The sequence below is a fragment of the Thioclava sp. F1Mire-8 genome (assembly GCF_002213165.1).
Taxonomy (GTDB): Bacteria; Pseudomonadota; Alphaproteobacteria; order Rhodobacterales; family Rhodobacteraceae; genus Thioclava; species Thioclava nitratireducens.
Genome location: NZ_NBNY01000002.1, coordinates 192757 through 217872, shown reverse-complemented (window position 1 = coordinate 217872; position 25116 = coordinate 192757). Strand labels below are relative to the sequence as shown.

General features: G+C 64.7%; 29 protein-coding genes and 1 other RNA gene. 12 read left to right on the top strand and 18 right to left on the bottom strand.

From position 1 onward, the window contains the following. Positions 1-4 precede the first annotated feature (4 nt). From B6V75_RS18915 to argH, 3 genes are read right to left on the bottom strand one after another with little or no spacing between them, the layout of a single operon-like run. Positions 5-130, bottom strand: a complete 126-nt coding sequence (locus B6V75_RS18915) for a hypothetical protein (RefSeq protein WP_255415012.1) — start codon at positions 128-130, stop codon at positions 5-7. Further along, on the bottom strand, positions 127-285 hold the full coding sequence (locus tag B6V75_RS18655) for a hypothetical protein (RefSeq protein ID WP_157771608.1): 159 nt from the start codon (positions 283-285) through the stop codon (positions 127-129). The genes B6V75_RS18915 and B6V75_RS18655 overlap by 4 nt, the downstream gene beginning before the upstream one ends. Continuing rightward, positions 282-1688: an argininosuccinate lyase gene (gene argH, locus B6V75_RS09575; protein ID WP_088719543.1), complete on the bottom strand. Its 1407-nt coding sequence runs from the start codon at positions 1686-1688 to the stop codon at positions 282-284. Before argH ends, B6V75_RS18655 begins: the two co-directional genes overlap by 4 nt. A gap of 27 nt (positions 1689-1715) precedes the next feature. Here argH and B6V75_RS09570 point away from each other — a divergent pair, with 27 nt between their 5' ends. Further along, complete coding sequence (locus tag B6V75_RS09570) at positions 1716-2264, top strand: TlpA disulfide reductase family protein (protein WP_088719542.1); 549 nt, start codon at positions 1716-1718, stop codon at positions 2262-2264. Positions 2265-2528: 264 nt separating this feature from the next. On the opposite strand, the gene B6V75_RS09565 is transcribed toward B6V75_RS09570, so the two are convergent. Next, on the bottom strand, positions 2529-3776 hold the full coding sequence (locus tag B6V75_RS09565; protein ID WP_088719541.1) for a PAS domain-containing protein: 1248 nt from the start codon (positions 3774-3776) through the stop codon (positions 2529-2531). Positions 3777-3974: 198 nt separating this feature from the next. On the opposite strand from B6V75_RS09565, the gene B6V75_RS09560 reads away from it, so the two are divergent. The 4 genes from B6V75_RS09560 (at position 3975) to B6V75_RS09545 (ending at position 7926) form a co-directional block, all read left to right on the top strand. Then, on the top strand, positions 3975-4793 hold the full coding sequence (locus B6V75_RS09560) for an EAL domain-containing protein (RefSeq protein WP_088719759.1): 819 nt from the start codon (positions 3975-3977) through the stop codon (positions 4791-4793). Between the two features lie 141 nt (positions 4794-4934). Then, entirely contained in the window at positions 4935-6110 is a 1176-nt protein-coding gene (locus B6V75_RS09555; RefSeq protein ID WP_075773962.1) for an acetyl-CoA C-acetyltransferase, read from the top strand. A gap of 105 nt (positions 6111-6215) precedes the next feature. After that, complete coding sequence (locus B6V75_RS09550; protein WP_075773961.1) at positions 6216-6938, top strand: beta-ketoacyl-ACP reductase; 723 nt, start codon at positions 6216-6218, stop codon at positions 6936-6938. 67 nt (positions 6939-7005) lie between these two features. Beyond that, positions 7006-7926 (top strand): DMT family transporter, encoded by a 921-nt coding sequence (locus B6V75_RS09545; protein WP_088719540.1) that lies wholly within the window; start codon positions 7006-7008, stop codon positions 7924-7926. A gap of 80 nt (positions 7927-8006) precedes the next feature. On the opposite strand, the gene B6V75_RS09540 is transcribed toward B6V75_RS09545, so the two are convergent. From B6V75_RS09540 to B6V75_RS09530, 3 genes are all read right to left on the bottom strand, one after another. After that, positions 8007-8174, bottom strand: a complete 168-nt coding sequence (locus B6V75_RS09540; protein WP_075773960.1) for a DUF465 domain-containing protein — start codon at positions 8172-8174, stop codon at positions 8007-8009. Positions 8175-8292: 118 nt separating this feature from the next. Continuing rightward, positions 8293-9060 (bottom strand): methyltransferase, encoded by a 768-nt coding sequence (locus tag B6V75_RS09535; protein WP_088719539.1) that lies wholly within the window; start codon positions 9058-9060, stop codon positions 8293-8295. A 4-nt stretch (positions 9061-9064) separates the two neighbouring features. Next, positions 9065-9277 (bottom strand): DUF2007 domain-containing protein, encoded by a 213-nt coding sequence (locus B6V75_RS09530; RefSeq protein ID WP_075773958.1) that lies wholly within the window; start codon positions 9275-9277, stop codon positions 9065-9067. Positions 9278-9313: 36 nt separating this feature from the next. Between B6V75_RS09530 and B6V75_RS09525 the strand changes: the two genes are divergently transcribed. Beyond that, a complete protein-coding gene (locus tag B6V75_RS09525) occupies positions 9314-10348 on the top strand; it encodes a polyprenyl synthetase family protein (protein WP_233242994.1) in 1035 nt (344 codons plus the stop codon). 46 nt (positions 10349-10394) lie between these two features. Here B6V75_RS09525 and B6V75_RS09520 read toward each other — a convergent pair whose 3' ends face one another. From B6V75_RS09520 to B6V75_RS09510, 3 genes are all read right to left on the bottom strand, one after another. Next, complete coding sequence (locus B6V75_RS09520; RefSeq protein ID WP_088719538.1) at positions 10395-11276, bottom strand: 4-(cytidine 5'-diphospho)-2-C-methyl-D-erythritol kinase; 882 nt, start codon at positions 11274-11276, stop codon at positions 10395-10397. Further along, the gene (locus tag B6V75_RS09515; RefSeq protein WP_088719537.1) at positions 11263-13137 is read right to left on the bottom strand and encodes a tetratricopeptide repeat protein; all 1875 of its coding nucleotides are present in this window, start codon (positions 13135-13137) and stop codon (positions 11263-11265) included. The genes B6V75_RS09520 and B6V75_RS09515 overlap by 14 nt, the downstream gene beginning before the upstream one ends. A gap of 164 nt (positions 13138-13301) precedes the next feature. Then, a complete protein-coding gene (locus B6V75_RS09510) occupies positions 13302-14948 on the bottom strand; it encodes an electron transfer flavoprotein-ubiquinone oxidoreductase (protein ID WP_088719536.1) in 1647 nt (548 codons plus the stop codon). 237 nt (positions 14949-15185) lie between these two features. Here B6V75_RS09510 and greA point away from each other — a divergent pair, with 237 nt between their 5' ends. Together greA and B6V75_RS09500 are read left to right on the top strand one after the other, a co-directional pair. Next, positions 15186-15656 carry a transcription elongation factor GreA gene (gene greA / locus B6V75_RS09505; protein ID WP_078522518.1) on the top strand — a complete coding sequence of 157 codons (471 nt, stop codon included), beginning with the start codon at positions 15186-15188 and terminating at the stop codon, positions 15654-15656. 63 nt (positions 15657-15719) lie between these two features. Beyond that, complete coding sequence (locus B6V75_RS09500; RefSeq protein ID WP_233242995.1) at positions 15720-16766, top strand: hypothetical protein; 1047 nt, start codon at positions 15720-15722, stop codon at positions 16764-16766. A gap of 75 nt (positions 16767-16841) precedes the next feature. Here B6V75_RS09500 and B6V75_RS09495 read toward each other — a convergent pair whose 3' ends face one another. Further along, entirely contained in the window at positions 16842-17429 is a 588-nt protein-coding gene (locus tag B6V75_RS09495) for a GNAT family N-acetyltransferase (RefSeq protein ID WP_240496942.1), read from the bottom strand. Then, positions 17426-18028 (bottom strand): molybdenum cofactor guanylyltransferase MobA, encoded by a 603-nt coding sequence (gene mobA, locus B6V75_RS09490; RefSeq protein ID WP_276206180.1) that lies wholly within the window; start codon positions 18026-18028, stop codon positions 17426-17428. Before mobA ends, B6V75_RS09495 begins: the two co-directional genes overlap by 4 nt. An 88-nt stretch (positions 18029-18116) precedes the next feature. Here mobA and B6V75_RS09485 point away from each other — a divergent pair, with 88 nt between their 5' ends. Beyond that, positions 18117-18863, top strand: a complete 747-nt coding sequence (locus tag B6V75_RS09485) for an AzlC family ABC transporter permease (protein WP_240496941.1) — start codon at positions 18117-18119, stop codon at positions 18861-18863. Then, the gene (locus tag B6V75_RS09480; RefSeq protein WP_075773953.1) at positions 18860-19189 is read left to right on the top strand and encodes an AzlD domain-containing protein; all 330 of its coding nucleotides are present in this window, start codon (positions 18860-18862) and stop codon (positions 19187-19189) included. The genes B6V75_RS09485 and B6V75_RS09480 overlap by 4 nt, the downstream gene beginning before the upstream one ends. A gap of 357 nt (positions 19190-19546) precedes the next feature. Here the strand turns inward: B6V75_RS09480 and rpmG are convergent, their stop codons facing one another. The 4 genes from rpmG to rnpB all read right to left on the bottom strand — a co-directional run bounded on the left by rpmG (position 19547) and on the right by rnpB (position 21657). Then, complete coding sequence (gene rpmG / locus B6V75_RS09475) at positions 19547-19714, bottom strand: 50S ribosomal protein L33 (protein WP_036638206.1); 168 nt, start codon at positions 19712-19714, stop codon at positions 19547-19549. Between the two features lie 158 nt (positions 19715-19872). Beyond that, entirely contained in the window at positions 19873-20583 is a 711-nt protein-coding gene (locus B6V75_RS09470; RefSeq protein WP_088719534.1) for a tellurite resistance TerB family protein, read from the bottom strand. A gap of 80 nt (positions 20584-20663) precedes the next feature. After that, positions 20664-21047, bottom strand: a complete 384-nt coding sequence (locus B6V75_RS09465) for a DUF302 domain-containing protein (RefSeq protein WP_075773951.1) — start codon at positions 21045-21047, stop codon at positions 20664-20666. A 195-nt stretch (positions 21048-21242) separates the two neighbouring features. Continuing rightward, positions 21243-21657, bottom strand: an RNA gene (rnpB, locus tag B6V75_RS09460) — RNase P RNA component class A. Positions 21658-21854: 197 nt separating this feature from the next. Between rnpB and B6V75_RS09455 the strand changes: the two genes are divergently transcribed. Both B6V75_RS09455 and B6V75_RS09450 read left to right on the top strand, forming a co-directional pair. Next, positions 21855-22289 (top strand): DsrE family protein, encoded by a 435-nt coding sequence (locus tag B6V75_RS09455; RefSeq protein ID WP_075773950.1) that lies wholly within the window; start codon positions 21855-21857, stop codon positions 22287-22289. Between the two features lie 175 nt (positions 22290-22464). Then, positions 22465-23484, top strand: coding sequence for a hypothetical protein (locus B6V75_RS09450; protein WP_088719533.1), 1020 nt, complete (start codon positions 22465-22467; stop codon positions 23482-23484). Between the two features lie 49 nt (positions 23485-23533). Here B6V75_RS09450 and B6V75_RS09445 read toward each other — a convergent pair whose 3' ends face one another. Both B6V75_RS09445 and upp read right to left on the bottom strand, forming a co-directional pair. Next, the gene (locus B6V75_RS09445) at positions 23534-24415 is read right to left on the bottom strand and encodes an SPOR domain-containing protein (protein ID WP_146735125.1); all 882 of its coding nucleotides are present in this window, start codon (positions 24413-24415) and stop codon (positions 23534-23536) included. 65 nt (positions 24416-24480) lie between these two features. Further along, positions 24481-25113, bottom strand: a complete 633-nt coding sequence (gene upp, locus B6V75_RS09440) for a uracil phosphoribosyltransferase (protein WP_075773947.1) — start codon at positions 25111-25113, stop codon at positions 24481-24483. Positions 25114-25116: the final 3 nt, after the last annotated feature.

The window sequence follows — 25116 nt, the reverse complement described above, 5'->3', positions numbered from 1 at the left end:
TCGATTACTGGGCCGAAGCCTGCTGGGATTGCGCGCTGTCCGCCTCGGACGGAGGAACGGGCGGGCCGTCGACACCGCAGGCAGCGAGCGAAAGAAGAAGCGTCAGGGCGAGGGTCAGGGTCTTGGTCATGGAGTCACCGACAGGGTCATGATGCCGACACGCGCCGTCGCGGCGGGATAGACTTTGATGCCGTCACGATTGATGCCGACATGCGTATGCAAGGCCGGGTCGGCGGCGCAGCCGCCAAGAAGGCCGATCAGCACGAAAGGGACCGCGAAGTTCATCCAAGCAGTTCCTTCCAGCGGGCGACCTGCGCGCGCACCTGATCGGGCGCGGTGCCCCCGTAAGACTGACGCGAGGCGACCGAGTTGTGAACCCCGAGCACATCGAACACGCTCTCGGTGATCGCCGGGTTGACCGATTGCATCTGCTCGAGGCTCAGATCGGGCAGATCGCAGCCCTGCTCCTCGGCCATCGCGACGAGCGAACCAGTGACATGGTGAGCGTCACGGAACGGTAGCCCCGCCTCGCGCACCAGCCAGTCGGCCAGATCAGTCGCGGTGGAGAACCCGCCCGAGGCCGCGGCCTCCAGCTTGTCGGCATTGACGGTCATGTCGCCGATCATCCCGGCCATCGCGGCGAGCGCGAGCATCAGGTTGTCGGCGGCGTCGAAGACCTGTTCCTTGTCTTCCTGCATATCCTTGGAATAGGCGAGCGGCAGCCCTTTCATCACGGTGAACAGCGCAACCGACGCCCCGAGGATGCGTCCGATTTTGGCGCGGATCAGTTCTGCCGCGTCCGGGTTGCGTTTCTGCGGCATGATCGACGAGCCCGTCGACCACTTGTCCGACATCGCGACGAAACGGAACTGCGCGGAGGACCAGATCACCAGTTCTTCGGCAAGGCGCGACATGTGCACCGCGCAAATCGCAGAGGCCGACAGGAACTCCAGCGCGAAATCGCGATCCGACACCGCGTCGAGCGAATTCGCCATCGGCCGATCGAAACCGAGCGCCTCGGCCGTGGCATGACGGTCGATCGGGAAACCTGTGCCAGCAAGCGCCGCCGCCCCTAGAGGAGATTCGTTCATCCGTTTGCGCGCATCAATGAACCGGGATTTGTCGCGCGCGAACATCTCGACATAGGCCATCATGTGGTGGCCGAAAGTCACCGGCTGCGCGGTCTGCAGATGGGTGAAGCCGGGCATGACCCAATCGGCGCCTTCCTCGGCCCGGGTCAGCGCGGCGCGGATCAGCGTGTCGAGACCCGAGATCGCGGCGTCGCATTGTTCGCGCACCCAGAGGCGGAAATCGGTCGCGACCTGATCGTTGCGCGACCGCGCCGTGTGCAGCCGCCCCGCCGGTTCGCCAATGACCTCTTTCAGCCGCGCCTCGACATTCATGTGGATGTCTTCGAGCGCGGTAGAGAACGGAAAGCCGCCCGCTTCGATCTCGGACAAGACAGTGAGCAAACCTTCCCCGATCGCCTCGGCATCCTTTTCGCTGATGATGCCCTGCGCAGCGAGCATCGCGGCGTGGGCCCGGCTGCCGCGAATGTCCTGCGTGTAGAGCCGCTGATCATACCCGATCGAGGCGTTGATCGCCTCCATGATCGCATCAGGTCCCGCGGCGAAACGCCCGCCCCACATCGCGTTGGAGGACTTGTTCTCGTCGGTCTGATCGGTCATGGTCGAAGGCCCTTGCTAGGAGGCTATATGTTACGGTTTCTCGTCCTTTATACGGCGCTGGCGCTGGGTGCAAATGTTGCGCAGGCCGCGGATCTCGATGCGGTGAAATCGGGGCAGATGGAATCCCTCGTTACCTATGACGAACCGCTGCCGCTGCCGCCCTTCACGGTGACCGATGAAGGCGGCGACGAGCATTCGATGAAAGATTTCGAAGGCAAGGTTGTGCTGATCAATTTCTGGGCGACGTGGTGTCCGCCCTGCCGCGAGGAGATGCCTTCGCTGAATGCGCTGCAAAAAGAGTTCGGCGAAGATGGGTTTCAGGTGATGACGATCGCCACGGGCGGATCGAACTCGCCCGAGAAAGTCGCCGCCTTCTTCGACAAGGAAGGCATAGACGTCTTGCCCCGTTTCCACGACGACGCCAATTTCGCCGCCCGCGCGATGGGGGTGCTGGGCCTGCCAGTTTCAGTCCTGGTCGACAAGAACGGCCACGAGGTTGCACGAATGATCGGCGGGGCGGAATGGAATTCGCCCGAGGCGAAGAAGGTCATTCAGGCATTGATCGACGAGGATTGAGGCGCGATGACGCCGTGACGCGTGTGGTTTAAGGCCAACCGCTGCGCCATCGCGGTATTCTCGTAGATGCTGTGCTGCGCATTTATACAGTACTTCGCATTCCACTTCATATGGCGCATGCGTTCGGACACCCGATGGCGCCCCATGGGCTCCGCGCTTCGCGAAACCTCGCGTATTTTCTTTGAGCGATGTGGCACTGCTAGTGCCACAAGGCTCTGGGCGCCTCATGGCCGTGATGGCACAGCCATAAGCCCTGAGACACGCTCATGCCGCGGTTCTTTCGGCTCGGAGGTAGCGCCCTAGCCAATGCTCGATCTCTTCGGATAGAGAAAGGATAGCCTCGAGCCGTCCCTTGATGTCGTCATGGAAGCTGTCGAGCTGGTCTATTGTGGCCGCGAGCCCACCGTTGGTATCCCGCATACGCCCGCACTCGACCCGCCCGAGAACCCGGATCGTGTCGAGCCCGAGCAACTGGCGACGAAGATCTCGACTTTGGTCCATCATATCGTCAGCGAGTTCTGCCGCTTGGCGCATCGCGGCATTCGCATCGGCAGTGCCCCTGACGACGACAGACTGAAGCAATGTGCGCTCCTCGTCTCGGGTATGACCGTCGCTAGGTTGGCTAGGCTGCGCCTCTTCGCCCATGAAATTTTCGCTCATCTCGTTGAGGACACGAGCGCATCCTAGTTGGAACACGGCGCGCGCAACCTGGTAGGCCATCTGGCCACAAAGATTGTCGCGGCCGGCGACGAATTTGCGCAGCCGTTCCGATATAACGGCAGACGAGGCTTTGTAATTTTCCGAGATTGCGGACACAGGCCCCCCGGATGGTTCCAACCGCGAAGCGACAATCCGCATATTGTTGGGCACGGATTGCAGCGCCTCGAAACTGCGCAAAAGTCCGAATTGTTCCTTCGTTAGCCGTCCCATCGCGGTGTTCAACTCGGCCAGCATCCGCGTATTCTCATCGGCAGTTCGACCGAGGCGGCGATCCCGTTCGGTCAGTTCAAGCGCCAGGGCATAGGCCATGAAGGCCGTGTAGTTGGAGTAGCCGCCACGCTCTGCGAAATCGCGCAGCAGACCCGCGCTCTCCCCCGGGTCGAGGGCCTCTGCCCGCTCGCGCGCAGAGAGCTCGCGATAGAATGAATGAATCCGATCGGAGAGGTCGCTCGTCGGCTTCAGCCGGACGGAAACATAACCGCTCTCGATTGGCATGACGACCGCGAACACCCAGTACCAACCGCCACCTTTCGCCCTGTTTTTCACATAGGCGCCCATGGGATAGCCCTCTTTGATCGCATCCCACAGCACCCGGAACACCGCGCGCGGCGTATCGGGGTGGCGCACGATCTTATGCGGGGCACCGATCATCTCGGACCACTCGAAGCCCGCGGTGCGTCGAAAAATTTCGTTACCCGATTGGATCACACCGCGCGTGTCGGTGCGCGAGTAGAACAATTCTTCCAGCGCGAAAGGCACCTCGCTGGTGCCGCGCATTTCCGGCTGCCCCATTGTCGTTATCGCCCATTCTGTTCCATCAGGACTCACCCTAGGCAACCGGCGGTTACGAACGGCTTAACGCTGCAGAAGAATTTTTTGTTAACCACGAGTCCGATGCCTTTCCCTCTCTTTACCGCTTCTTAGGCGCTTGCGGGGATGCTTGTTGCGAAGGTGAAGGAGGGGCACATGACGATTCGAAACGCGAAAGCCATGCCCGTGCATCGTGACGAAGACAGCCCACTGAGCTTCGCGGCTGCGGAGCAAAGACGACAGTCCATTGCCATGGTGCACGCGGCGATCGATAGGCACGACGTCATGCTGGCCTTTCAACCCGTAATCCAAACCTGTCGTCCCGACCGTCCTGCCTTCTATGAAGGGCTGATCCGTGTGCTCGACGACCGCGGGCGGATTATCCCGGCCAAAGATTTCATGGAGGCGATCGAACGCACGGAGGTCGGGCGAAAGCTCGACTGCCTCTCGCTCGAACTCGGTTTGAAAGCGCTTCTCGGGCAACCGGATCTGCGCCTTTCGGTCAACATGTCGGCGCGCTCTATCGGCTACGCGCCCTGGACCAAGGTGCTTAATCGCTGCCTCGCAATCGATGAAACGGTCGCCGATCGCCTCATACTCGAAATTACCGAAAGCTCGGCCATGGAAATGCCTGAGCTGGTCAGCATCTTCATGGAGGACCTGCAGGCCCGAGGTGTCAGTTTCGCGCTCGACGATTTCGGGGCGGGCTACACCTCCTTCCGCTACCTTAGGGATTTCTACTTCGACATCATCAAGGTCGACGGTCAGTTCATTCGCGGCATCTCCCACGATCCGGACAATCAGGCGTTGACGAAATCGCTGCTCGATGTAGCGCGCCATTTTGAGATGTTCACGATCGCCGAAGCGGTCGAGTCGCTGGAGGATGCCGAATATCTGGCGAGCCTCGGCATCGATTGCATGCAGGGCTATTACTTTGGCGCGCCGACGATCCACCCTCCGTGGAGCCAGACGCCCGAGCCGCAGAGGAGGCGCGCATGACCCCGGCGAAAGCGCAATAAACTTGCGCTAACAATTTCCCGAGCGACGGGATTAAGCTTGACCTCTCGCCTCCATCCGCCATGCTGCGCAGCAGCAGAACGGACGCGCTTTCGCGCCCGCTTAAGTGATGAGGAGGATCCCATGACCAATGTCGTCATCGTCTCGGCCGCGCGCACGCCCGTCGGCTCGTTTTTGGGCGCGTTCGCCAATACGCCCGCACATGACCTCGGCGCCGCCGTGATCGAGGCCGTCGTCGCCCGCGCCGGGATCGAGAAGTCCGATGTGTCCGAAACGATCCTCGGTCAGGTGCTGACCGCGGGCCAAGGCCAGAACCCCGCCCGCCAAGCCCATATCAACGCGGGCCTGCCGATCGAAAGCGCCGCCTGGTCCATCAACCAGGTCTGCGGCTCGGGCCTGCGCACCGTTGCGCTCGGCGCCCAGCATATCATGTGCGGCGATGCCGATATCGTCGTAGCCGGCGGTCAGGAAAGCATGTCGCTCAGCCCCCATGTCGCGCATCTGCGCGCGGGCCAGAAGATGGGCGACATGAAGATGATCGACTCGATGATCAAGGACGGGCTGTGGGACGCGTTCAACGGCTACCACATGGGCCAGACCGCCGAGAATGTCGCGACCCAGTGGCAGATTTCGCGCGAGCAGCAGGACGAATTCGCGCTCGCCTCGCAGAACAAGGCGGAAGCCGCGCAGAAGGCGGGTAAGTTCGCCGACGAGATCGCACCCTTCACCGTGAAGACGCGCAAGGGCGACATCGTCGTGGATCAGGACGAATATATCCGCCACGGCGCGACCATCGAGAACATGCAGAAGCTGCGCCCCGCCTTCACCAAGGACGGCTCGGTGACCGCGGGCAACGCGAGCGGCATCAACGACGGCGCGGCAGCAGTGCTGTTGATGTCGGAAGAAGAGGCCGAGAAGCGCGGCCTCACGCCGCTGGCCCGCATCGCGTCCTACGCGACCGCCGGCCTCGACCCGTCGATCATGGGCTGCGGTCCGATCCCCTCCTCTCGCAAAGCGCTGGAAAAAGCGGGCTGGAAAGCCTCCGATCTCGACCTGATCGAGGCAAACGAAGCCTTCGCGGCGCAGGCTTGCGCCGTGAACAAGGATATGGGCTGGGATGTCAGCAAGGTGAACGTCAACGGCGGCGCCATCGCCATCGGCCACCCGATCGGCGCAAGCGGCGCGCGAATCCTCAACACCCTGCTCTTCGAGATGAAGCGCCAAGGCGCGAAAAAAGGCCTCGCCACGCTCTGCATTGGCGGCGGCATGGGCGTCGCAATGTGTATTGAAGGCCTCTAACGGCAAAAAAATGCTGCATCTGCAAAAAGAGCGCGCAACTTTGTTGCGCGCTCTTGTCATTTTCGGTAACAGCGTTTCAAGGGGCAATCCATTGGAGGAGGAATCATGTCGAGAGTTGCATTGGTCACCGGCGGATCGCGCGGCATTGGCGCGGCGATCTCGAAGGCGCTTCAGGCGGCGGGCTACACGGTCGTCGCGAACTATGCCGGCAATGACGAGGCTGCGGCCAAGTTCACCGAGGAAACGGGGATCAAGACCTACAAGTGGTCGGTCGCCGATTACGACGCCTGCGCGGCGGGCATCGAGCAGATCGAATCCGAAGTCGGCCCGATCGACGTTTTGATCAACAACGCCGGCATCACGCGTGACGCGCCCTTCCACAAGATGACCCGCGAGCAGTGGAGCGAGGTGATCGACACCAACCTCAGCGGCATCTTCAACATGACCCATCCGCTCTGGACGAAGATGCGCGAGCGCAAGTTTGGCCGCGTCGTGAACATCTCCTCGATCAACGGCCAGAAGGGCCAGTTCGCGCAGGCGAACTACTCGGCAGCGAAGGCGGGCGATCTGGGTTTCACCAAAGCTCTGGCGCAGGAAGGCGCCCGCGCGGGCATCACGGTGAACGCGATCTGCCCCGGCTATATCGCAACCGAAATGGTCATGGCGGTGCCGGAGAAGGTGCGTGAGTCGATCATCGGCCAGATCCCGGTCGGGCGTCTGGGCGAGCCCGAAGAGATCGCGCGCTGCGTGGTCTTCCTCGTCTCCGACGATGCGGGCTTCATCACCGGCTCGACGATCACCGCGAATGGCGGTCAGTATTTCATCTGATTTCGCCTCTTGGCATTCTCGACGGGGGCCCGCATTTTGCGGGCCTCTTTGTTTTGGCGGGGGCAGGATGACGCGCGGCAAGGCCACTTCGATCGGGTTCACGGCAGTGTTGCTGTGGGCGCTTCTGGCGCTGTTCACCGTGGGATCGGATCCGGTGCCGCCCCTGATGCTGAACGCGCTGTGCTTCGCCCTTGGCGGCGCGGTGGGCATAATCTGGCTGTTCGCGACCGGCGCGCTAGGGCAACTGCGGCATGTCTCGTGGAAGGTCTATCTCGCCGGAACCGCGGGGCTTTTCGGATATCATTTCCTGTATTTCTCGGCGCTACGTCTCGCGCCTCCGGCCGAGGCCGGGCTAATTGCCTATCTCTGGCCGTTGCTGATCGTGCTGTTTTCCGGGCTGCTGCCCGGCGAGCGGCTGACCCTTTGGCATGTCGCGGGCGCGATACTGGCCTTCGGGGGCGCCGCGCTGATCCTGGGAGGCGGGATCTCCGCCGATCCGGAGGCGCTGCCCGGCTATGGGCTGGCGCTGATTTGCGCGCTGACATGGTCGAGCTATTCGCTGCTGTCGCGGCGCTTCGGCGCGGTGCCGACGGCGGCGGTCGCGGTCTATTGTCTGGCGAGCGCAGCGCTGTCCGCCGTCGCCCATCTGGCGCTGGAGCCAACGATCTGGCCACAAAGCGCGGTCGGCTGGGCCTCGGTGATCGGCTTGGGACTGGGGCCCGTCGGGCTCGCTTTCTACACATGGGATCTTGGCGTGAAGCGCGGCGATATTCAGCTGCTAGGCACGGCCTCCTATGCGGCACCGCTGGTCTCGACGCTGGTGCTGGTCGCCGTAGGGATCGCGAGCGCGCGCCCGACCCTGCTGATTGCGGCAGCGATGATCACCGGGGGCGCGGGGCTGGCGGCGCTTGGCGGTCGGGGTCGGCGCGCCTCGCCCCCTCCGCCGGACATGACCGGGCAAGAGATACCGCGGAAAGGTTCGGCCTGAGTAGGCGCCCTCTCGAACGGCCCCGTTATAATGACACGGGCCGCCCAAAGGACGGCCCGGTTAAACTCGTGGGAGGGCCCTCAGGCCGTTTCGAGGCGGCGGATTTCCTCTTTCAGCCGAAGTTTTTGCCTTTTCATCTGAGCGATTTCAAGATCGTCGACGCCGGGTCTGCGCGCAGCGCGCTCTACCTCCATCGACAGAGCCTCATGTTTCTTGCGAAGTTCGGTGATATGCGAACCAAGCGACATGGCAGTCTCCTCTCCAGTTGTCAGCCCGTCGATTGCAGCACAGCTTTTGAGTCGTGTCACGGAAATGTCGTATAGTGACGGGGCATCTCCATCATTTTCGCGAAATCTTGCGAAAGCACTAACGAGGAATAGGCAATTTTTGACCTTCGCGCAGAATTTCGCGCGCAATATCCGTCAAATCCTCCGCATCGTGTGAATGCATCGGCGCCGCGTGCAAGATCAGCGGCGCGAGAAGCTGCAGCGGCGTTCGCACCCCCTTGCGCGCCGTCACGATCACCCGCCGCGCCGGGCGCCCCAACCGCGGCGCGATCGGCAGGACGGTGATCGCGCCCGCGCGCCCCTGGAGCCCCGCCAGAAGGTCTGCCAGCCGGTCGGCCTGCTGGATGAGCGTGATCCGCCCCTCGGGCTTGAGCCGCCGCAGCCCCGCATCGAGCCATGCGCTGATCGGCGTCGCCTCCCGCTGCGCGCGCTCGCGACCGGGATCGGCGGCGGGCGTCCCGTCTTCGGGGCTGAAATAGGGCGGATTGGCGATGACGTGATCGAAACTGCGCGCCCGCAATTCGGCGGGCATCTGCGCCAGATCGCCTTCGATCACCTCGAGCGCGATCCCGTTATCCGCCGCGTTGCGCCGGGCGAGATCGGCATAGGCGGGCTGCAGTTCCAGCCCGCTTTGCGCAAGCCCCGGCACCCGCCAGCCAAGACACAGGCTCGCCACCCCTGCCCCGCAGCCGAGCTCGAGAACCGACTGACTCGCTTGCGCTGGACAGGCCGCCGCCAGCAGGACCGGGTCCATCGCGGCGCGGTAGCCCGCGCGCGGCTGGGCGATCCGCAACCGCCCGCCGAGAAAGCCATCGACTGTCAGATCTTCGGGCGCGAACCGATCCATGCGCTCAATCCGATTTTATCTCGTTATCGCGCAGCACCGCCTGCGCCATGAACATGTCGCTGTCGCGCACCATCAGGCGGCGCGGGAGAATCCCAAGCGAGCCTTCCAGCACGCTCGTATGGACGTCGAGTTGAAACGTGCTTATACCCTCGCCCTCGAGAAGGGCGGTCGCCATGGCCAGTTTCACCGGGTCCGTGCTGCGCAGTAGCTCTTTCATATCCCTCACTTACGGCCCCTTGCGAGGGCTGTCGAGATGAGGCAGATCGAAGGGATGAACATGAGCCTCGACGACAAGCCCGACAACACAGCGAAACCGCACGACCGGCTCGCGGAAGCCTTGGCCGACGACATGGCGGCGGTGGATGCGCTGATCGCCGAGCGCATGGCCTCGGAGAACGCGCCGCGCATCCCCGAAGTGACCGCCCATCTGGTCGGCGCGGGCGGCAAGCGGCTGCGGCCGATGCTAACGGTGGCGGCGGCACGGCTGTGCGGCTACGAGGGCAATCTGCACCATAACCTCGCCGCGGCGGTCGAATTCATCCATACCGCAACGCTGCTGCATGACGATGTGGTCGACGAGAGCAAGCAGCGCCGGGGCCGCCCGACCGCGAACCTGCTCTGGGACAACAAGTCGAGCGTGCTGGTTGGCGATTACCTCTTCGCGCGGTCGTTCCAGCTGATGACGGATACAGACAACCTGCGGGTTCTGTCTATCCTGTCGAACGCCTCCGCCGTCATCACCGAAGGCGAGGTGCTGCAGCTCTCGGCGGCCGAAGACCTGAACACGACCGAGGACACCTATTACAAGGTGGTGCGCGGCAAGACGGCGGCTCTGTTCTCGGCGGCGACCGAGGCGGGCGCGGTTCTGGCCGGCGCGCCGGAGGAACAGATCGCGGCGCTGCACGATTACGGCGAGAGCCTCGGGATCGCCTTCCAGGTGGTCGACGATCTGCTGGATTATCTCAGCGATGCCAAGACGATGGGCAAGAACGTGGGCGACGATTTCCGCGAGCGCAAGCTGACGCTGCCGCTGATCAAGGCGCTGGCCAAGGCCGACGGCGAGGCCCGCGCTTTCTGGACCCGCACCATCGACAAGGGCGATCAGCGCGAGGGCGATCTGGAGCATGCGTTGGAGTTGCTGAAGGCGACCGGGGCGCTGGAAGAGACCCGCGCCGCAGCCCTCGAGTGGGCCGATCGCGGGCGCGAGCGCCTGCAGATCCTGCCGGAAAGTGAGCTGCGGCAGATGCTGGACGATCTGGCCGATTACGTGGTGGCGCGGTTGCGCTGAGGGGGCACTACCCCCCGCCCTGCGGGCTCCCCACGGGATATTTGGGTCAAGAAGAAGAGGCGCGGCTATGGGGCTGCGCCTTTTGCGTCTGATCGCCGAGCATGCCGGAGGCCCGCCACCAGCGAGGGCGGCGCTGAGCCAGCGTGGCTTCCGCAGCCTGCGCGGCGTCCAGCGTCTCGAACAGCGCGAAACAGGTCGCACCAGAGCCCGACATGCGCGCGAGACGACAGCCGGGGAGCGTCATGAGCGCGTCCAGCACCTCCCCGATCACGGGGGCCGAGGCGATGGCAGGCGCCTGCAGATCGTTACGCTGCGTGGCCAGCCAGTCGATGCAGTCAGGCGCGCCAGTAAATGTCGGCAGCACGTCGGGCATCGGGGGATTGTCCTTCGAATCTAGCCCCTTGAAGATCGCAGGCGTCGGCACCTCCACACGCGGATTCACCAGTAGCGCGGGCAGCGGCGGCAGCGACACGAGGTCGAGCGCCTCACCAATGCCGCGCACGCGCTGGGGGCGTGGCGTCAGGCACATCGGCACGTCTGCCCCAAGTTGTGCGGTCTCCGCCGGAAGCGGATGGTCCCAAAGCGCAGCCAGCGCCCGCAGCGCAGCCGCCGCGTCTGACGATCCACCGCCGATGCCCGAGGCGGGCGGCAGATATTTGTCGAGATGGATTTCCGCCCCCTGCCCCGCCGGGCGCGACAGGAGGGACGCGGCTTTCAGCACGAGGTTCGACGGATCGGCAGGCACGCCCGCCGCCTCGGGGCCTGCCACGCTGAGCGACAGCGCGTCGCTCTCGCGCAGCACCAACCGGTCGCCCATCGGCCCGAAAGCCACGAGACTGTCGAGCAGGTGATAGCCATCGGCCCTCTGGCCGATGACATGCAGCGTCAGGTTGATCTTCGCAGGCGCGAAAGCGTCAATTATTCGCATCGCTCGCGGGCGTTTCGGGGGCGGCCTTGGGGCTATCCTTGCTCGGGCCCTTATCCTCGAGTGGCGGCAGACCCTGCTCCTTGCGCTGCTGGTCCAGACCTACCTCGATCTTGCGGCGGATCGCATCGGGATCGAGTTCCTCGGTGGTCTCCGCGTCGTCGGTCGCGAAGGACAATGCGCGGCGCCACTGGAATTTCGCCTCGCGCTGGCGGCCCACGGCCCAGAGCACATCGCCCAAGTGGTCGTTGAGCAGCGGATCGCGCGGCTCGAGCTCCACGGCTCGCTCCATCTTCTGGGCCGCCTCTTGGTAATGGCCAAGCTTGAACAGCGCCCAGCCGAGGCTGTCGATGATGAAGCCCGCATCGGGACGCTCGGCGGCGGCCTTGCGGATCATGTCGAGCGCCTCGTCGAGGTTCTCGCCCTTGTCCACGTAGGAATAGCCCAGATAGTTCAGCACAGAGGGCTGATCGGGCGAAAGGCGCAGCGCCTCGCGGAAACCCTTCTCGGCCTCGTCCCAATTGCCCGAGCGTTCCTGCGCGATGGCGCGCGAATACCAGACGAACCAGTCCTTCGGCTCGGGTTGGCCGAGCAGGTCGATCGCCTTGTCATAGGCTTTCGCAGCCTCGGCAAAGCGGCTCTCGCGGCGCAGCGTATCGCCCAGAGCGGTCCAGACGCCGACGAGGTTGGGTCGGCTGCGCGACAGGTTCTCGAGCACTTCGATCGCCGCATCGTTGCGGCCCGCGCGCACCATCGATTCCGCGCGCCCGATTTCGGCGGCGTGGTAGATCGGGCTGTCGGGCTTGATATCGGCATAGGCTTCGATGGCCAGATCGTATTGGCCCTGCTGGTCGAGCATCGACGCGGTCAGCAGAGTGGCGTCATCCATGTCGGGCCGGATCATGTTGGCCAGCCGCGAATGCACCAGCGTGAACGTGTCGGGCGCATCGCCGATCAGCGCCTGCGCGACCGAGTAATAGACCTCCGCAACGCCGTCGGACGCATTGCGCACGACGTCGAAGGGCAGCGTGTCGCCCGCCTCCAGCTTGGAGCGGATATCTTTAAGCTGCGGGTCGAGATCCTTGCCGAAGCGATCCTCGATCAGCTTCAGCGCCTCCTTGTTCTTCTCGAGTTGCGAGAGCACCTCGACATGGGCCAGAACGCCGCGACGGGTCGAGGTGATCTTCTCGCCATCTTCGCCCGAGAGGATCGCATCAGCCCCCTCGTAATCGCCGACGAGCGCGAGTGCGAGCGCCTTGTGGAAACCCGCGAAGGCTGCGAGGCCCTGCTGCTTGCCGACCTCGTCGAAGGCAGCGGAGGCGTCGGACATCTTGCCGTCGCCCGCAAGCACCCAGGCCTTAGTCAGCCCGCCCACGAGCGGCCCCGGATCGGCATCGCTGTCGAGCAACTTGAGCGCGGCGCTCCAGTTCTTGTCATGCGCGTCCGCAGCGAGCACGGTCAGCGCCGCGATCTGGCTTCCAGTGCCGGCCTCGACCATCTGCTGCGCAAGCGGCTTGGCACGGTCGAAATCGGCGATCGCGATCTCTGAGACGAGCGTGGCCTCTGCCGTCGTGCCACTGGTATCGCCGCTGGCCATCAACTGGCGGTAGTAATGCGCGGCTTCGGCGAAGTCGAATTGCTGCGACGCGATGCGCGCGGCGAGATAGGCTCCCGCCTCCGCAGGGCTCGGGTCATTCGCGGTGTCGCCTGCATCGCCTTCGGCAGCAGCAGTATCGGCAGCCTGCGCGGCATCCTCGGCGCTGCCGGCCGTCGGCGCATCCTGAGCGAACAGCGGCAGGGGCGCGGTGGAGCCCATCAAGAGGGCGAAGAGCGCAAGGCGCAGCGGGGTCTTAAAACTCGGCACGAAACGGTCCTCTCATTCGGGTCGAAATCGAGCGTAACGGGGCGCTGCGGGCATTACAATGAGCCGAACCACCGCACGCGGGAAGCCGCCGTCACAGACACGGCGTTGTGATGGGGGCGAGGAGGGGTGGAAACGAAAAAGGGGCCCGCAGGCCCCTTTCGCGATCACATGTTCGGGTAGTTCGGCCCGTCGCCGCCTTGCGGGGTGGTCCAGTTGATGTTCTGGCTCGGATCCTTGATGTCGCAGGTCTTGCAGTGGACGCAGTTCTGGAAATTGATCTGGAACTTCGCGTCGTCGCCCTCGCCGACCACCTCGTAGACGCCCGCCGGGCAATAGCGCTGAGCGGGCTCGTCATATTTCGGCAGGTTCACCGAGATCGGGACCGACGCGTCCTTCAGCTTCAGGTGGCAGGGCTGGCTCTCTTCGTGGTTGGTGAAGGAGAAGCTGACATTGGTCAGGCGGTCGAAGCTCAGCTTGCCGTCGGGCTTGGGATAGTCGATCGGCTTGAAGTTTTTCGCCTCGCCGGTCGCTCTCGCATCCGACTTGCCATGCTTGAGCGTGCCGAAGAGCGAGAAGCCGAAGAGATCGTTGGTCCACATGTCGAGCCCGCCGAGGACGAGCGAGGGGACCATCCCCCATTTCGACCACATCGGCTTCACGTTGCGGACCTTCTTGAGGTCTTCCGCGATCGGACCGGAGCGCAGATCGGCCTCGTACTCGGTCAGCTCGTCGCCCGAACGCCCGCCCTTGATCGCGGCTGCCGCGGCTTCCGCCGCCGCGATGCCGGAGAGCATCGCGTTATGGTTGCCCTTGATGCGCGGCACATTCACGAGCCCCGCCGAACAGCCCAGCAGCACCCCGCCCGGTACGGTCAGTTTCGGGATCGACTGCCAGCCGCCTTCCGAGATCGCCCGCGCGCCGTAAGCCACGCGCTTACCGCCCTCCAGCAGCTCCGCAACCATCGGGTGATGCTTGAAGCGCTGGAACTCCATATAGGGGTAGAGATGCGGATTCTCGTAGTTCAGGTGCACGACGAAGCCGACATAGACCTGATTGTTGTCGAGGTGATAGATGAACGACCCGCCGCCCGCATTGCCGCCCAAAGGCCAGCCCATCGTATGGGTCACGGTGCCCTCGCGGTGCTTCTCGGGGTCGATCTCCCAGATTTCCTTCATGCCGAGGCCGAATTTCTGCGGGCAGTGACCGTCGGAGAGGTTGTGCTTCTCCATCACCACCTTGGCGAGCGAGCCGCGCACGCCCTCGGCGATCATCACGTATTTGCCGCGCAGCTCCATGCCCGGCTCGTAGCCTGGACCCTCGGTTCCATCAGGGTTCTTGCCGAATTCGCCCGCGACGACACCGGCCACCCGGTCTCCATCCCAGACGATTTCCGACGCGGCCATGCCCGGGAAAATCTCGACGCCGAGGGCTTCAGCCTGCTCGGCCATCCAGCGGCAGACATTGCCCATCGAGACGATGTATTTGCCATGGTTCGACATCAGGCGCGGCATCGGCCAGTTCGGAATGCGCATCGCTCCGGCCTCTCCGAGGACATAGAAATTGTCCTTCTTGACCGGCACGGTGATCGGCGCGCCCTTGTCCTTCCAGTCGGGGATCAGCTGATCCAACCCGCTGGTGTCGAGCACCGCGCCCGACAGGATATGCGCGCCCACTTCCGAGCCCTTCTCGAGCACGACGACCTCGAGCTCCGGGTCGATCTGTTTGAGGCGGATCGCCGCCGAAAGCCCTGCAGGCCCCGCGCCCACGATCACCACATCATATTCCATCGACTCGCGCGTCACGTCGGTCATGTCTGTCGAACCCCTTGCTGGTCGTCCTAGCTGGCGTCCTGCCTAGCCTACCTCGCGTAACGAGGCAATTGTTACGCTGCGATGCCGCGCAACAATCTTGCGCCAAATTACGCCACCTTCCCGAACTGACGAGATCGGCAATTCGCCGCGAAAATCGCGCTGTCCTCTTGACTTCCGGGGGTGAGAGCAGATTTAGATGCCCTGAATTGGGGACAGTTCCGAGTTCGGGAGCCTTCCATGGACAAACAACCGATGACGCGCGCAGGTTTTGACGCGCTCAATACAGAATTGAAAAAGCTCAAGTCCGAAGAGCGTCCCGCGATCATTGCCGCGATCGCGGAAGCGCGGGAACTGGGCGACCTCTCGGAGAATGCCGAATACCATTCGGCACGCGAGAAGCAGGGCTTTATCGAAGGCCGGATCAAGGAGCTCGAAGGGCTTCTGGGCCGAGCCGAGGTGATCGACCCGTCGAAGATGTCAGGCGCCGTGAAATTCGGCGCGACAGTGACCATCGTCGACGAGGACACTGACGAAGAGAAGACCTACCAGATCGTCGGCGAACCCGAAGCCGATCTGGAGAAGGGCAAGCTCAACATGAAGTCGCCTCTGGCGCGCGCGCTGATCGGCAAGGACGAGGGCGACTCTGTCGAGGTTCGCACGCCGGGTGGCGACAAGGCTTACGAAATCCTCAAGATCGTTTTCGCCTGACACGGACGCCCCTGCGCGGCTGCCTCTGAGCATGTGCCCGTGCGCCACTGACGGAGAGCCTGAATGGAAGGACCCGCAGAGCAGGACAAGGATCGGTTCGCCATGCCCGGCGGATCGCACCCGCCTGCCGGTCGTCCACGCCTCAAGACACGCTTTCCCGGCGCGCCGGAATGGATCGCGCTGGGGCTGAGCATCCTGTGGGTCTTCCTGGTCGCGGCCTTCTGGTTCTTCGCACCCGGGATCGCGCGCGCCGCGTCGCTGTTTGCCACCGTCAGCCTCGTCGTGGGGATGGCGGTGCCGATCGTGATGGTCTGGGTCGCCGCCGTGACCGCGCGCGCTACCCGCGAGATGCGCGCCGAAACCGCCGCGCTGCGACAATCGATCGAGGCGATGCGTACCGCCTGGCTCAATCAGCAGGCGATGCGTACCGATCAGAATGTCGAGAAGAAGCTCGACGAGATCGCTGCCGTCGCCCGTCAGGCGGAGACCACGATCGCGACCTTCGCCTCGCGCCGCGACGTGCAGGCAAGCCAGCCCTCCGCCGACCGCAAGGCGGCGCTGGTCGCCCCGCCCCCGCCCCGACCCGATGACAGCGAACCGATGCTGGCGCTCGGCACCCCGGCGGAGGACCTCCGCGCGCCGCTCTCGGTCGCGGATTTCGTCCGCGCGCTGAACTTCCCGGATTCGCCCGACGATACCGAGGGCTTCCGCGCGCTACGCCGCGCGCTCGAAGACCGTTCGACGGCAAAGCTGCTGCGCTCGGCGCAGGATGTGCTGAACCTGCTCGCGCAGGACGGCATCTACATGGACGACCTCAAGCCCGACCGCGCCCGGCCCGAACTATGGCGCCGTTTTGCGCAAGGCGAGCGCGGCCGCGAGATCACCAGCCTCGGCGGCATTCGCGATCGCTCGTCGCTGGCGCTCAGCGCGGGCCGGATGCGCGGCGATACGATCTTCCGCGACGTGGCGCATCACTTCCTGCGCCAGTTCGACCGGACCTTCGCCGAGTTCGAGAAGAACGCCTCCGATCAGGACATCGCCGAGATGGCCGAAACCCGCACCGCCCGCGCCTTCATGCTGCTGGGGCGCGTCACCGGCAGTTTCGACTGACGGGCCAGCCCCTCGGGCTTCGCCCTCGCCCCCCCGGGGATATTTGAGCCACTACGAAAGGGCGCGGCGGAGCCTTCAGAGCGCGCGGCGCATCAGTTGCACCGAACGGAAATCGAAGACCAGCCGCGTCAGTCGCGAACTGCGCCGCCCCGTCACCTCGAAGCCCAGCCGTTGGTACAAGGCGCGTGCGCGCAGGTTCTCGTCGATCACGTCGAGACAGAGCGCCCGGTAGCCACGCCTGCGCGCCTCGTGGGACAGCGCCTCGATCAGCGCGCGCCCGATGCCTGCGCCGCGCAGTTCCGGGTGGACGGCGATCCCGTCGATCATCATTCCGCCTTCGGGCAAATCGTGGGCCAGAAGATGCAGGCAGGCGCCGCGCCAGAGCCCGCCACCGCGCCCGTAATGGCTGCGCAGATCGGCCCAGCTACCGCCGACGAAGGAGCCGCGCAGCGTGCGAAACCCGACCACCCCGACCAGCGCGCCATCGCCATCGAGCGCCGAGAGCGCGTGGCTCGGATCGATCACCTCGGCGATGAAGCCCAAGGCGCGCTGCTCCGGCCCCATCACGCGGCCGAGCTTGCCGCCGAAGGCCTGCCAGTAAAGCTCCGCCGCCGCTGCGCGATGCTCGCGTGCGAGCCCGTGCCGGATCGACACCTGGGTCACCGGGTCGCCTCAGCCAGATGCGCGGCCGCCGTGGCGAGATCCTCGGGCGTGTTGAGATTGGTGAACGGGTCTGGGCTGCCCTCGAACGCCACCCGCGTCGCCTCCGGGAAGGCCGCACGCAATCGGCGTTCGCCCGAGGCGAACAGCTCGGCTATCCGCGCCCGCTCCATGACCGGGCACAGCGCGACGCTCGGGTGGTCGCGACCGGCCGAGGCGGCGTAAGCCGCGCCGCCGGGAGCGCCCAGCCGGGCAACGAGGTCGCGGGGCAGGAAAGGTGTATCGACGGGAACGCTGAGCAGCATATCCGCGCCCTGCTCCGCCGCCCAGTCCAGCGCGCTCAGGAGCCCCGCCAGGGGGCCCTCGCCCTGCCTTTGGGGCGGATCGGGTAGAACGGGGATCGGAGCGAATCGAACCGCCGCACCATTGGCGGAGATCGCGAGCCCTGCCACCTGCGGGCCGATCCGTGCTGCGACATGGGCAAATAGCGGGCGTCCAGCGAGCATCACCATCGCCTTGTCGACGCCGCCCATGCGCCGGCCCTGCCCGCCCGCAAGGATCACCGCGACCACGCGCGGCTCGACTTCTTCGCCAGCGGTCAAGATGATTGCCTCCAATACAATCGCGCGCTTTGCCTTTGCCCGCATCCTTCCCTATCTGTCCCGCAACTGAGAACGGGAGACAAGCATCATGTCGGACATGACTGTGAACGGGACGGCCCCGAAAGGCGCGGTGCGGGCCGCCTATTGGCGCGGATTTCGGCATGGCCTGCCGTTCCTTCTGGTCATCGTGCCTTTCGGCCTCCTGTTCGGCGTGGCCGCAACCAGTGCGGGGCTCGATCTGGTACAGGTGATGGGCTTCTCGGTAATGGTCATCGCGGGCGCCGCGCAGTTCACCGCATTGCAACTGATGGGCGATCACGCGCCGGTCGTGCTGATCCTCGCAGCCTCGCTTGCGGTCAATCTGCGCATGGCGATGTATTCGGCGGCCCTCACCCCGCATTTCGGCAAGGCGAAGACGTGGCAGAAAGCGTTGGTGGCCTATTTCATGGTCGATCAGGCCTATGCGATGGCGGCCAATGAATACGAGGCCGAGCCCGACATGAGCCGCGCCGAGAAGCTGGCCTATTACGCGGGCGTCTGCTCCCCGGTCTGCCCGAACTGGTATGTCGCGACCCTTGTCGGCGCATTGGTCGGCGCGCAGATCCCGCCGGAATTCGCGCTCGATTTCGCGGTGCCGATCACCTTTCTTGCGATGATCGGGCCGGCGCTGCGCACGTTGGCCCATGTCGCCGCGGCGGCCGTCTCGGTCGTGGGCGCACTGGCGCTCAGCTTCCTGCCCTCAGGCGTTGGGCTGATGATCGCCGCCGTCGCCGCGATGGTGACAGGCGCGCAGGTCGAGCTTTGGGTCGCGCGTAGAAAGGCGGTGCGGGAATGAACGGCTATTCGGACGCTTTGGTCTGGGGAATCATCGTCGCACTGGGGATCGGCACCTACTTCCTGCGCTATTCCTTCATGGGGTTTCTCGGCGACCGGCAATTGCCCGAATGGGCGCTGCGCTACCTGCGCTACACGCCGGTTGCGGTGCTGCCGGGACTCGTGGCCCCGCTGGTGCTGTGGCCCGCAGGTACCGGCGGTGAGACCGACCCCGCGCGGATGATCGCGGCCTTCGCGACGCTCGGCGTCGGGATCGCGACGCGCAACACGCTGTGGGCGATTCTGAGCGGGCTCGCAGCGCTTTACCTCTCGCTGTGGCTGGTGTGAGCCGCGGCCTGCGCTGAAGGCGCAGATCGGGGGCTCCAGAGAAGCCACCGAAGCGGCGAACGCGGATTGCGCGAGCAATGACCCGGGGAACCCCCGGTAACTCCATCTTGAGCTTCCAGAGGGCCGCGCCCGACCTCAGGTGGGTGCTTTCCCCGCCTGTGGCAGGGTGCTTTATCTCGCAAGCCCGCAAGACACATATACCCGCGACGACATCGCCAATGCGCCCTCCCCGGGGGAGGTCGGGCGCGGCCCGGGCCGCTTCGCGGCTGACCCGGGCAGCCAGCTTCCAATTCCAATACAAAAAGAAAAAGGCCGTGCCCGGAGGCACGGCCTTCTAACCGTCAAGGTCAGGCGATCTTACTTGATCTTGCCTTCCTTGTATTCGACGTGCTTGCGCGCGACCGGATCGTATTTGTTCACGGTCATCTTTTCGGTCATGGTGCGGGCGTTCTTCTTGGTCACATAGAAGTGCCCGGTGCCCGCCGTCGAGTTCAGACGGATCTTGATCGTCGTCGGCTTCGCCATTGTCTATCTCCTAGCTCCGGGCATCGAAAAAACTACGCACCCGCGGAATCCTTGAAGCCCGCCTTTTAGCGATGCGCGATGCGGAGTCAACCGGCAAACCGGGCCGCAAGCTGAAAATTCTTCGCCCGCGCCCCATAAAGCCGGAAGGCTCTCTCCGCTCAGATCAGCGGCTTGCCCATCGTCTCGTGGATCTGGGCAACTTTCTCCGTCTCAAGGCCCAGCGCGGCAGCCAGATTCGCCAGATATTGCTTCTCCGCCTCGGTATCGACTGTAATCGGAAGAAGCGCTGCGGAATAGACCTGCGACTTCATGTGATCCGAGGTGGCATTGGCCAGAGCGGTGATGTCGATCGGGCCGTCGAGTTCGGCCTTCACGAAGGCGATTTCCTCATCGGAGGCATCGGACAGGTGATCGAGAATGGTCTGCCGCTCTTTGTCGTCGATCTCGCCATCGGCTTTCGCGGCCTGAATCATTGCGCGGATCATCAGCTTGGCCTGATCTTCCATCATCGCGTTGACCGGCGTGCCGGAGGTCACGGCGCCGAGCATTTCCGAGATATTGCCCGCGCCCGTCTTCGCAGCGCCGGTCATGGCGCCGATCAGCGCGCCCAGTCCCGCCTCGGTCGCAGCCGTCGCGGAGGCCGCCTGAGAGCCGAACTGGCCGAACAGACCGCGCACGGTCTCCTTGCCGCCGGGCATGCCCATCTTCTCGGCCCACTCGCCCATCTGGTCACCCATACCGCCGGGTTCGCCCGCCTTGCCGAGCGCGTCCTTCATGCCGTCGAGACCGCCCATCTTGTTGAAACGCTCCACGCCCTTGGCAGCGGCGAAGCCCACCGCGAGCGTGGCCAATGTCTTCACGAAGCTCATATCATTCCCCCGAAATTCGGTTTCCTGTTGCGACAGCTTCGCGCGCGTCGGCGCGCTTGGCTAGAAAAAACTCGTGCGGCCTACAGTTTGGCGATCACGTCGGCGAGCATCTGGCGCACCTGGCTGGCGACTTCCACGAGATCGTCGTTCTCGACCGCCAGCATCGAAGCCACCGGGTCGACCGCGCTGACCTCGATCCCGTTTTCGACCTCGCGCAGGACCACGTTGCAGGGCAGCATCGCCCCGATCCGCGGCGCGAAGCCGATCGCCTCGTAGGCCAACTTCGGGTTGCAGGCACCGAGGATTTTGTAGCGCGGCATGTCCTTGTCGAGCTTGGCCTTCATCGTGGCCGAGACGTTGATCTCGGTCAGCACGCCGAAGCCCGCATCAGCCAATCCCTCGCGCACTTTCGCCTCGACCTCGTCGAATGCCCCGGTCATCACCTTGTCGATCGTATAGCCCATGGCAATCTCTCTCCCCTGTTCGTCTCAGCTTTGTTTGCCTTTGCTTCGAGCGTGGTTAATTCGGTCCGAAACGCAAGTCACGATCATGGCGAGGCCTGTGCTTCAACGCGCGCTCGCTGTGCCGCAATGGCGGGAACCCGTGCGGGTGGGAGCTTGTTCCATGCCCGCGTTTTCTGGCGATACTGGAAGCGGAATTTGCGCGGACGGCCTGTAAGCCGGATTTTGTCCCGAGGGCTCGCGCCCCCGTGGATGACCATTCCTCTCGCCCTGCGATTGCTCGCAGGGTCCAGCCGCCAACCCGGATCGCTCGGGGCGAAGCTCCCCTGCTATCACCGCAAGCGGCGCAGCACACGATCCCTATTCGGCGTTGCTCCCGGTGGGGCTTGCCGTGCCGGTCCTGTTGCCAGTCCCGCGGTGGGCTCTTACCCCACCGTTTCACCCTGACCCCGGCCGAAACCGGGGCGGTCTGTTTTCTGTGGCGCTTTCCGTCGAGTTTCCCCGCCCGGGCGTTACCCGGCACCGTTGCTTCATGGAGTCCGGACTTTCCTCGGGCACCCGGCTGCCCGCATTGCGCGGGGCTACGGGCGCTCGCGGCCATCCAGCCATCCGCGCAAGGCAGCAGATAGACATTCGCACTCATGCGGTCAATCGCCCGGATGGGCGCACCGCGCGCGCCCGTAGCCGGGCCGAGAGCGCCAGCCATCCATCACGAGGACGTGAAATTTGCGGAGCGATCCGTGCAATCGCTTGCTTTTCGACCCCGGCACGTCGAGGCTGAGCTTCCATTGAAGTGAAAGGGAGATCACGATGGACAAGGGAGGACTGCGCCTCGGGCTCGCGCTCGCGGCGATGGTTTGGGCGTTGCCCGCGATGGCGAACGAGAAGATCGCGATTCAGGTCAACAGCGCCGACCCACAAGTGATGAACATGGCGCTCAACAACGCGCTCAACATGATCCAATACTACAAGGACCAGGGCGAAGACGTGCAGATCGAGCTGGTCACCTACGGGCCCGGTCTCAACATGCTGCGCGCCGATACCTCGCCGGTGAAAGCCCGGATCGAGGAAATGGCGATGCTGGGCCAGCCGATCCATTTCCGCGCCTGCGCCAACACGCTCGCCGGTATGACGAAGAAGCTCGGCAAGGAGCCTCCGATGGTCGAAGAGGCGGAGATCGTCCCGTCCGGCGCGGCCTACCTCGTCGATCTGCAGCGCGACGGTTACGCCTATCTGCGCCCCTGACGGACGAGAGCGCGGGCAGCACCACGCATCCCGCGCACTCCACTCTGAATTGCGCCCCAGATCGCCCCGCTCGGCCTTCCGTGCGGGGCGGCTTACGTTGCAGGCAGGGCTGATTGATTGACCCCCCGGCAGGATCGGCTATCCTCTTGACAAACAAGAGCAGTAACGGGCCCGCATGACCGCCCTTTCCGAATATGAGCGCCTCGAGGCGATCGGCATATGGCGTCCCGATGCGGACGCACAACGCCGCGAGGTGATCCTCTCGCTGGGCGACGCGACGCTTGTGCTGTCGGAGGTGCGCTCCGGCACGGCACTCGCACATTGGTCGCTGCCCGCGATGCACCGGCGCAATCCCGGCAAGCGCCCCGCGATCTTCGCCCCATCCGAGGAGCCGGGCGAAGAGCTCGAGGTCGAAGACGAAACGATGATCGCCGCGATCGAGAAGGTTCACGCGATGATCGCCGCACAGCGCCCGCATCCGGGGCGGCTGCGCGGCGTGCTCATCGGGGCTGTTCTGCTGGCAGTCGGCGCGGTGGCGCTGTTCTGGCTACCCTCGGCGCTGGTCGATCATGCCGCGCGCGTCGCACCCCAGGCAAAACGCGTCGAGATCGGGCGTAAGCTGCTGTCGGAGATGGTAAAGATGACGGGCGCTGCCTGTCACAGCCCCGGCGGCGATCGCGCGCTCTCGGCCCTCGCCGAGCGACTGCCCGGACAATCGGCGATCGCGGTCCTGCCGCAGGCGCTCGAAGGGGCGCGGCTGTTGCCCGGCGGGATGACCGTGGTCGGTCGCGACACGATCAACGGGCCGGACACGCCCGAGGTCGTCGCGGGCTACATCATCGCCGCGCAGAACAGCGCCGCCGGAGAACGCCCGCTGCACCGGATGCTCGACCGTCTCGGGCCCGCGGCGGCGCTGCGGCTGCTGACGACGGGCGACCTTCCCGAGAGCGGACTGGCCGAATATGCGCAGGACCTGTTGCAGCGTCCGCCTGCTCGCGCCGATGGCGACACGCTTCTGCGCGCCTTCCGCGAGGCCGGGGTCAGCGCGACGCCCTACGCCTACGCGCTCGACCCGACCGGAGAGTCCGTTCTGGGCCTGATCGAGGCCGATCCGTTCAAGGGCCAGCCCGCGCCGAAGCCGGTTCTCGAAGATGCGCAATGGGTGGCCCTGCAGGATATCTGCTCAGCGCAATGAAAAACGGCCCCGAAGCGCCGCTCGATCTTGCTTCGGTCGTCATACTTCCTCAGCGCACGAGCGCATCGGGAAAGCCCGCTCGACGCGCCGAGGCCAGCGCCGAGTTCAGCTTCGCGGTATCGTAGAACGGCCCGGCATAGACCACAGTCAGCTCCTGCGTCTTGGACGTCGCGACCGGCAGGCCCAGCGCCTGCAGACGCTTCGTCGCGGTCGCAACATTCGCGACATTGGCGAAGCTGCCGACCTGCACATATTGCTTGCCGTTCGAGCCGACCGGCGCGACCGATTTGTTCGACACAGTGACGGTCGGCACCACCACGATCCGGGTTCTTGGCACCGGCGGGTGAGAGCTTTCGACATAGACCTGATCGGGCGTCGCGGTGGGCCGTAGCTGCATCGGCGTCTCCTCGGTCCAGCGTGCCCGCATCTGTTCGTTGCCCTGGACGGTGCGTGGACCGCGATAGGGGTTGAGGCGCCCGTCCTCGAAGGCATTCGTCCAGCCGTTCTCCGGCTGGGGCGCGCGGGTTACGATCGGCGCGAGCCCACCGACGCTCACCCTGTGCGACACGCGCGCGCTGTCGCGCGGCGCGGGCGGGGACGCAGGGGTCGGCGAATAGGGAGCGCGCGTTGCCACCTTCGCCCGGGTGGCAGGTTTCGCAGTTGCGGGCTTCGCCGCCAGCGTCATCGTAGGCTTATAGCCGCAGACGATGCCGCGGTCGCTATTCATTCGTGGCACCCAGCGCACGGCGCCACCATAGTCGGCGCGCACGAAGACGCAGCCCTCGCTGTCGACATATTGCGGCTCGGTATAGCTTGCCGGGGGCATCTCGGCGGGCGCATATTGCTGCGCCCGCAATTCCGATGCGAAGCCTCCCAGCCCCAGCGTGAGAATTGCGGCCAGACCGACCGCTGCTCCTGCGTTCAATCGCATATACAACCCCTAAACTATCTAGGGGGAGGATAGCCGGGTTTTCCTTTGAGTAAAGGACGTTGCCCTTACTTCGTCCCGAACATCCGGTCGCCCGCGTCGCCCAGACCCGGCACGATATAGGCGTGCTCGTTTAGCTTCTCATCGAGCGCGGCGGTCACGATCGGCACGTCCGGGTGCGCCTCTTTCATGCGCGCGACGCCCTCGGGGGCGGCCAGCAGGCACATGAAGCGGATGTTCTTCGCGCCCTTTTCCTTGATCAGGTCGATCGCCGCGACCGAGGAGTTGCCGGTGGCCAGCATCGGGTCGACCACGATGGTCAGACGATCTTCGAGCTCGCTCGGCAGCTTGCAGTAATACTCGACCGGCTTCAGCGTCTCGGGGTCCCGGTAGAGACCGACGAACCCCACGCGCGCCGCCGGCACCAGTTCCAGCACCCCATCCAGCAGACCGTTGCCCGCCCGCAGGATCGAGACCAGCGCGAGCTTCTTGCCCGCGAGGATCGGCGCGTCCATTTCCTGAAGCGGCGTCTCGATGTTCTTCGAGGTCAGTTCCAACTCCGACGTGATCTCGTAGGCCAGCAGCAGGCTGATCTCGCGCAGCAGACGACGGAAGGACGCGGTCGAGGTGTCCTTCTCGCGCATCAGGGTCAGTTTGTGCTGCACCAGCGGATGTTTGACGACGGTCAGATGGTCACTCATGGT

Excerpts from the sequence above, each read along its gene's own strand:
- B6V75_RS09545 (WP_088719540.1), top strand. The coding sequence starts at position 7,006 with ATGACGCGCGGCAAGGCCACTTCGATCGGGTTCACGGCAGTGTTGCTG.
- B6V75_RS18915 (WP_255415012.1), bottom strand. The coding sequence starts at position 130 with ATGACCAAGACCCTGACCCTCGCCCTGACGCTTCTTCTTTCGCTCGCT.
- B6V75_RS09500 (WP_233242995.1), top strand. The coding sequence starts at position 15,720 with ATGGAAGGACCCGCAGAGCAGGACAAGGATCGGTTCGCCATGCCCGGC.
- rpmG (WP_036638206.1), bottom strand. The coding sequence starts at position 19,714 with ATGGCGAAGCCGACGACGATCAAGATCCGTCTGAACTCGACGGCGGGC.
- B6V75_RS09485 (WP_240496941.1), top strand. The coding sequence starts at position 18,117 with ATGTCGGACATGACTGTGAACGGGACGGCCCCGAAAGGCGCGGTGCGG.
- B6V75_RS09455 (WP_075773950.1), top strand. The coding sequence starts at position 21,855 with ATGGACAAGGGAGGACTGCGCCTCGGGCTCGCGCTCGCGGCGATGGTT.
- B6V75_RS09530 (WP_075773958.1), bottom strand. The coding sequence starts at position 9,277 with ATGAAAGAGCTACTGCGCAGCACGGACCCGGTGAAACTGGCCATGGCG.
- B6V75_RS09540 (WP_075773960.1), bottom strand. The coding sequence starts at position 8,174 with ATGTCGCTTGGTTCGCATATCACCGAACTTCGCAAGAAACATGAGGCT.
- B6V75_RS09445 (WP_146735125.1), bottom strand. The coding sequence starts at position 24,415 with ATGCGATTGAACGCAGGAGCAGCGGTCGGTCTGGCCGCAATTCTCACG.
- B6V75_RS09555 (WP_075773962.1), top strand. The coding sequence starts at position 4,935 with ATGACCAATGTCGTCATCGTCTCGGCCGCGCGCACGCCCGTCGGCTCG.
- B6V75_RS09550 (WP_075773961.1), top strand. The coding sequence starts at position 6,216 with ATGTCGAGAGTTGCATTGGTCACCGGCGGATCGCGCGGCATTGGCGCG.
- B6V75_RS09520 (WP_088719538.1), bottom strand. The coding sequence starts at position 11,276 with ATGCGAATAATTGACGCTTTCGCGCCTGCGAAGATCAACCTGACGCTG.
- B6V75_RS09525 (WP_233242994.1), top strand. The coding sequence starts at position 9,314 with ATGAGGCAGATCGAAGGGATGAACATGAGCCTCGACGACAAGCCCGAC.
- argH (WP_088719543.1), bottom strand. The coding sequence starts at position 1,688 with ATGACCGATCAGACCGACGAGAACAAGTCCTCCAACGCGATGTGGGGC.
- B6V75_RS09470 (WP_088719534.1), bottom strand. The coding sequence starts at position 20,583 with ATGAGCTTCGTGAAGACATTGGCCACGCTCGCGGTGGGCTTCGCCGCT.
- B6V75_RS09535 (WP_088719539.1), bottom strand. The coding sequence starts at position 9,060 with ATGGATCGGTTCGCGCCCGAAGATCTGACAGTCGATGGCTTTCTCGGC.
- B6V75_RS09465 (WP_075773951.1), bottom strand. The coding sequence starts at position 21,047 with ATGGGCTATACGATCGACAAGGTGATGACCGGGGCATTCGACGAGGTC.
- B6V75_RS18655 (WP_157771608.1), bottom strand. The coding sequence starts at position 285 with ATGAACTTCGCGGTCCCTTTCGTGCTGATCGGCCTTCTTGGCGGCTGC.
- B6V75_RS09510 (WP_088719536.1), bottom strand. The coding sequence starts at position 14,948 with ATGACCGACGTGACGCGCGAGTCGATGGAATATGATGTGGTGATCGTG.
- B6V75_RS09570 (WP_088719542.1), top strand. The coding sequence starts at position 1,716 with ATGTTACGGTTTCTCGTCCTTTATACGGCGCTGGCGCTGGGTGCAAAT.
- B6V75_RS09565 (WP_088719541.1), bottom strand. The coding sequence starts at position 3,776 with ATGGGGCAGCCGGAAATGCGCGGCACCAGCGAGGTGCCTTTCGCGCTG.
- B6V75_RS09450 (WP_088719533.1), top strand. The coding sequence starts at position 22,465 with ATGACCGCCCTTTCCGAATATGAGCGCCTCGAGGCGATCGGCATATGG.
- B6V75_RS09480 (WP_075773953.1), top strand. The coding sequence starts at position 18,860 with ATGAACGGCTATTCGGACGCTTTGGTCTGGGGAATCATCGTCGCACTG.
- B6V75_RS09560 (WP_088719759.1), top strand. The coding sequence starts at position 3,975 with ATGCCCGTGCATCGTGACGAAGACAGCCCACTGAGCTTCGCGGCTGCG.
- upp (WP_075773947.1), bottom strand. The coding sequence starts at position 25,113 with ATGAGTGACCATCTGACCGTCGTCAAACATCCGCTGGTGCAGCACAAA.
- greA (WP_078522518.1), top strand. The coding sequence starts at position 15,186 with ATGGACAAACAACCGATGACGCGCGCAGGTTTTGACGCGCTCAATACA.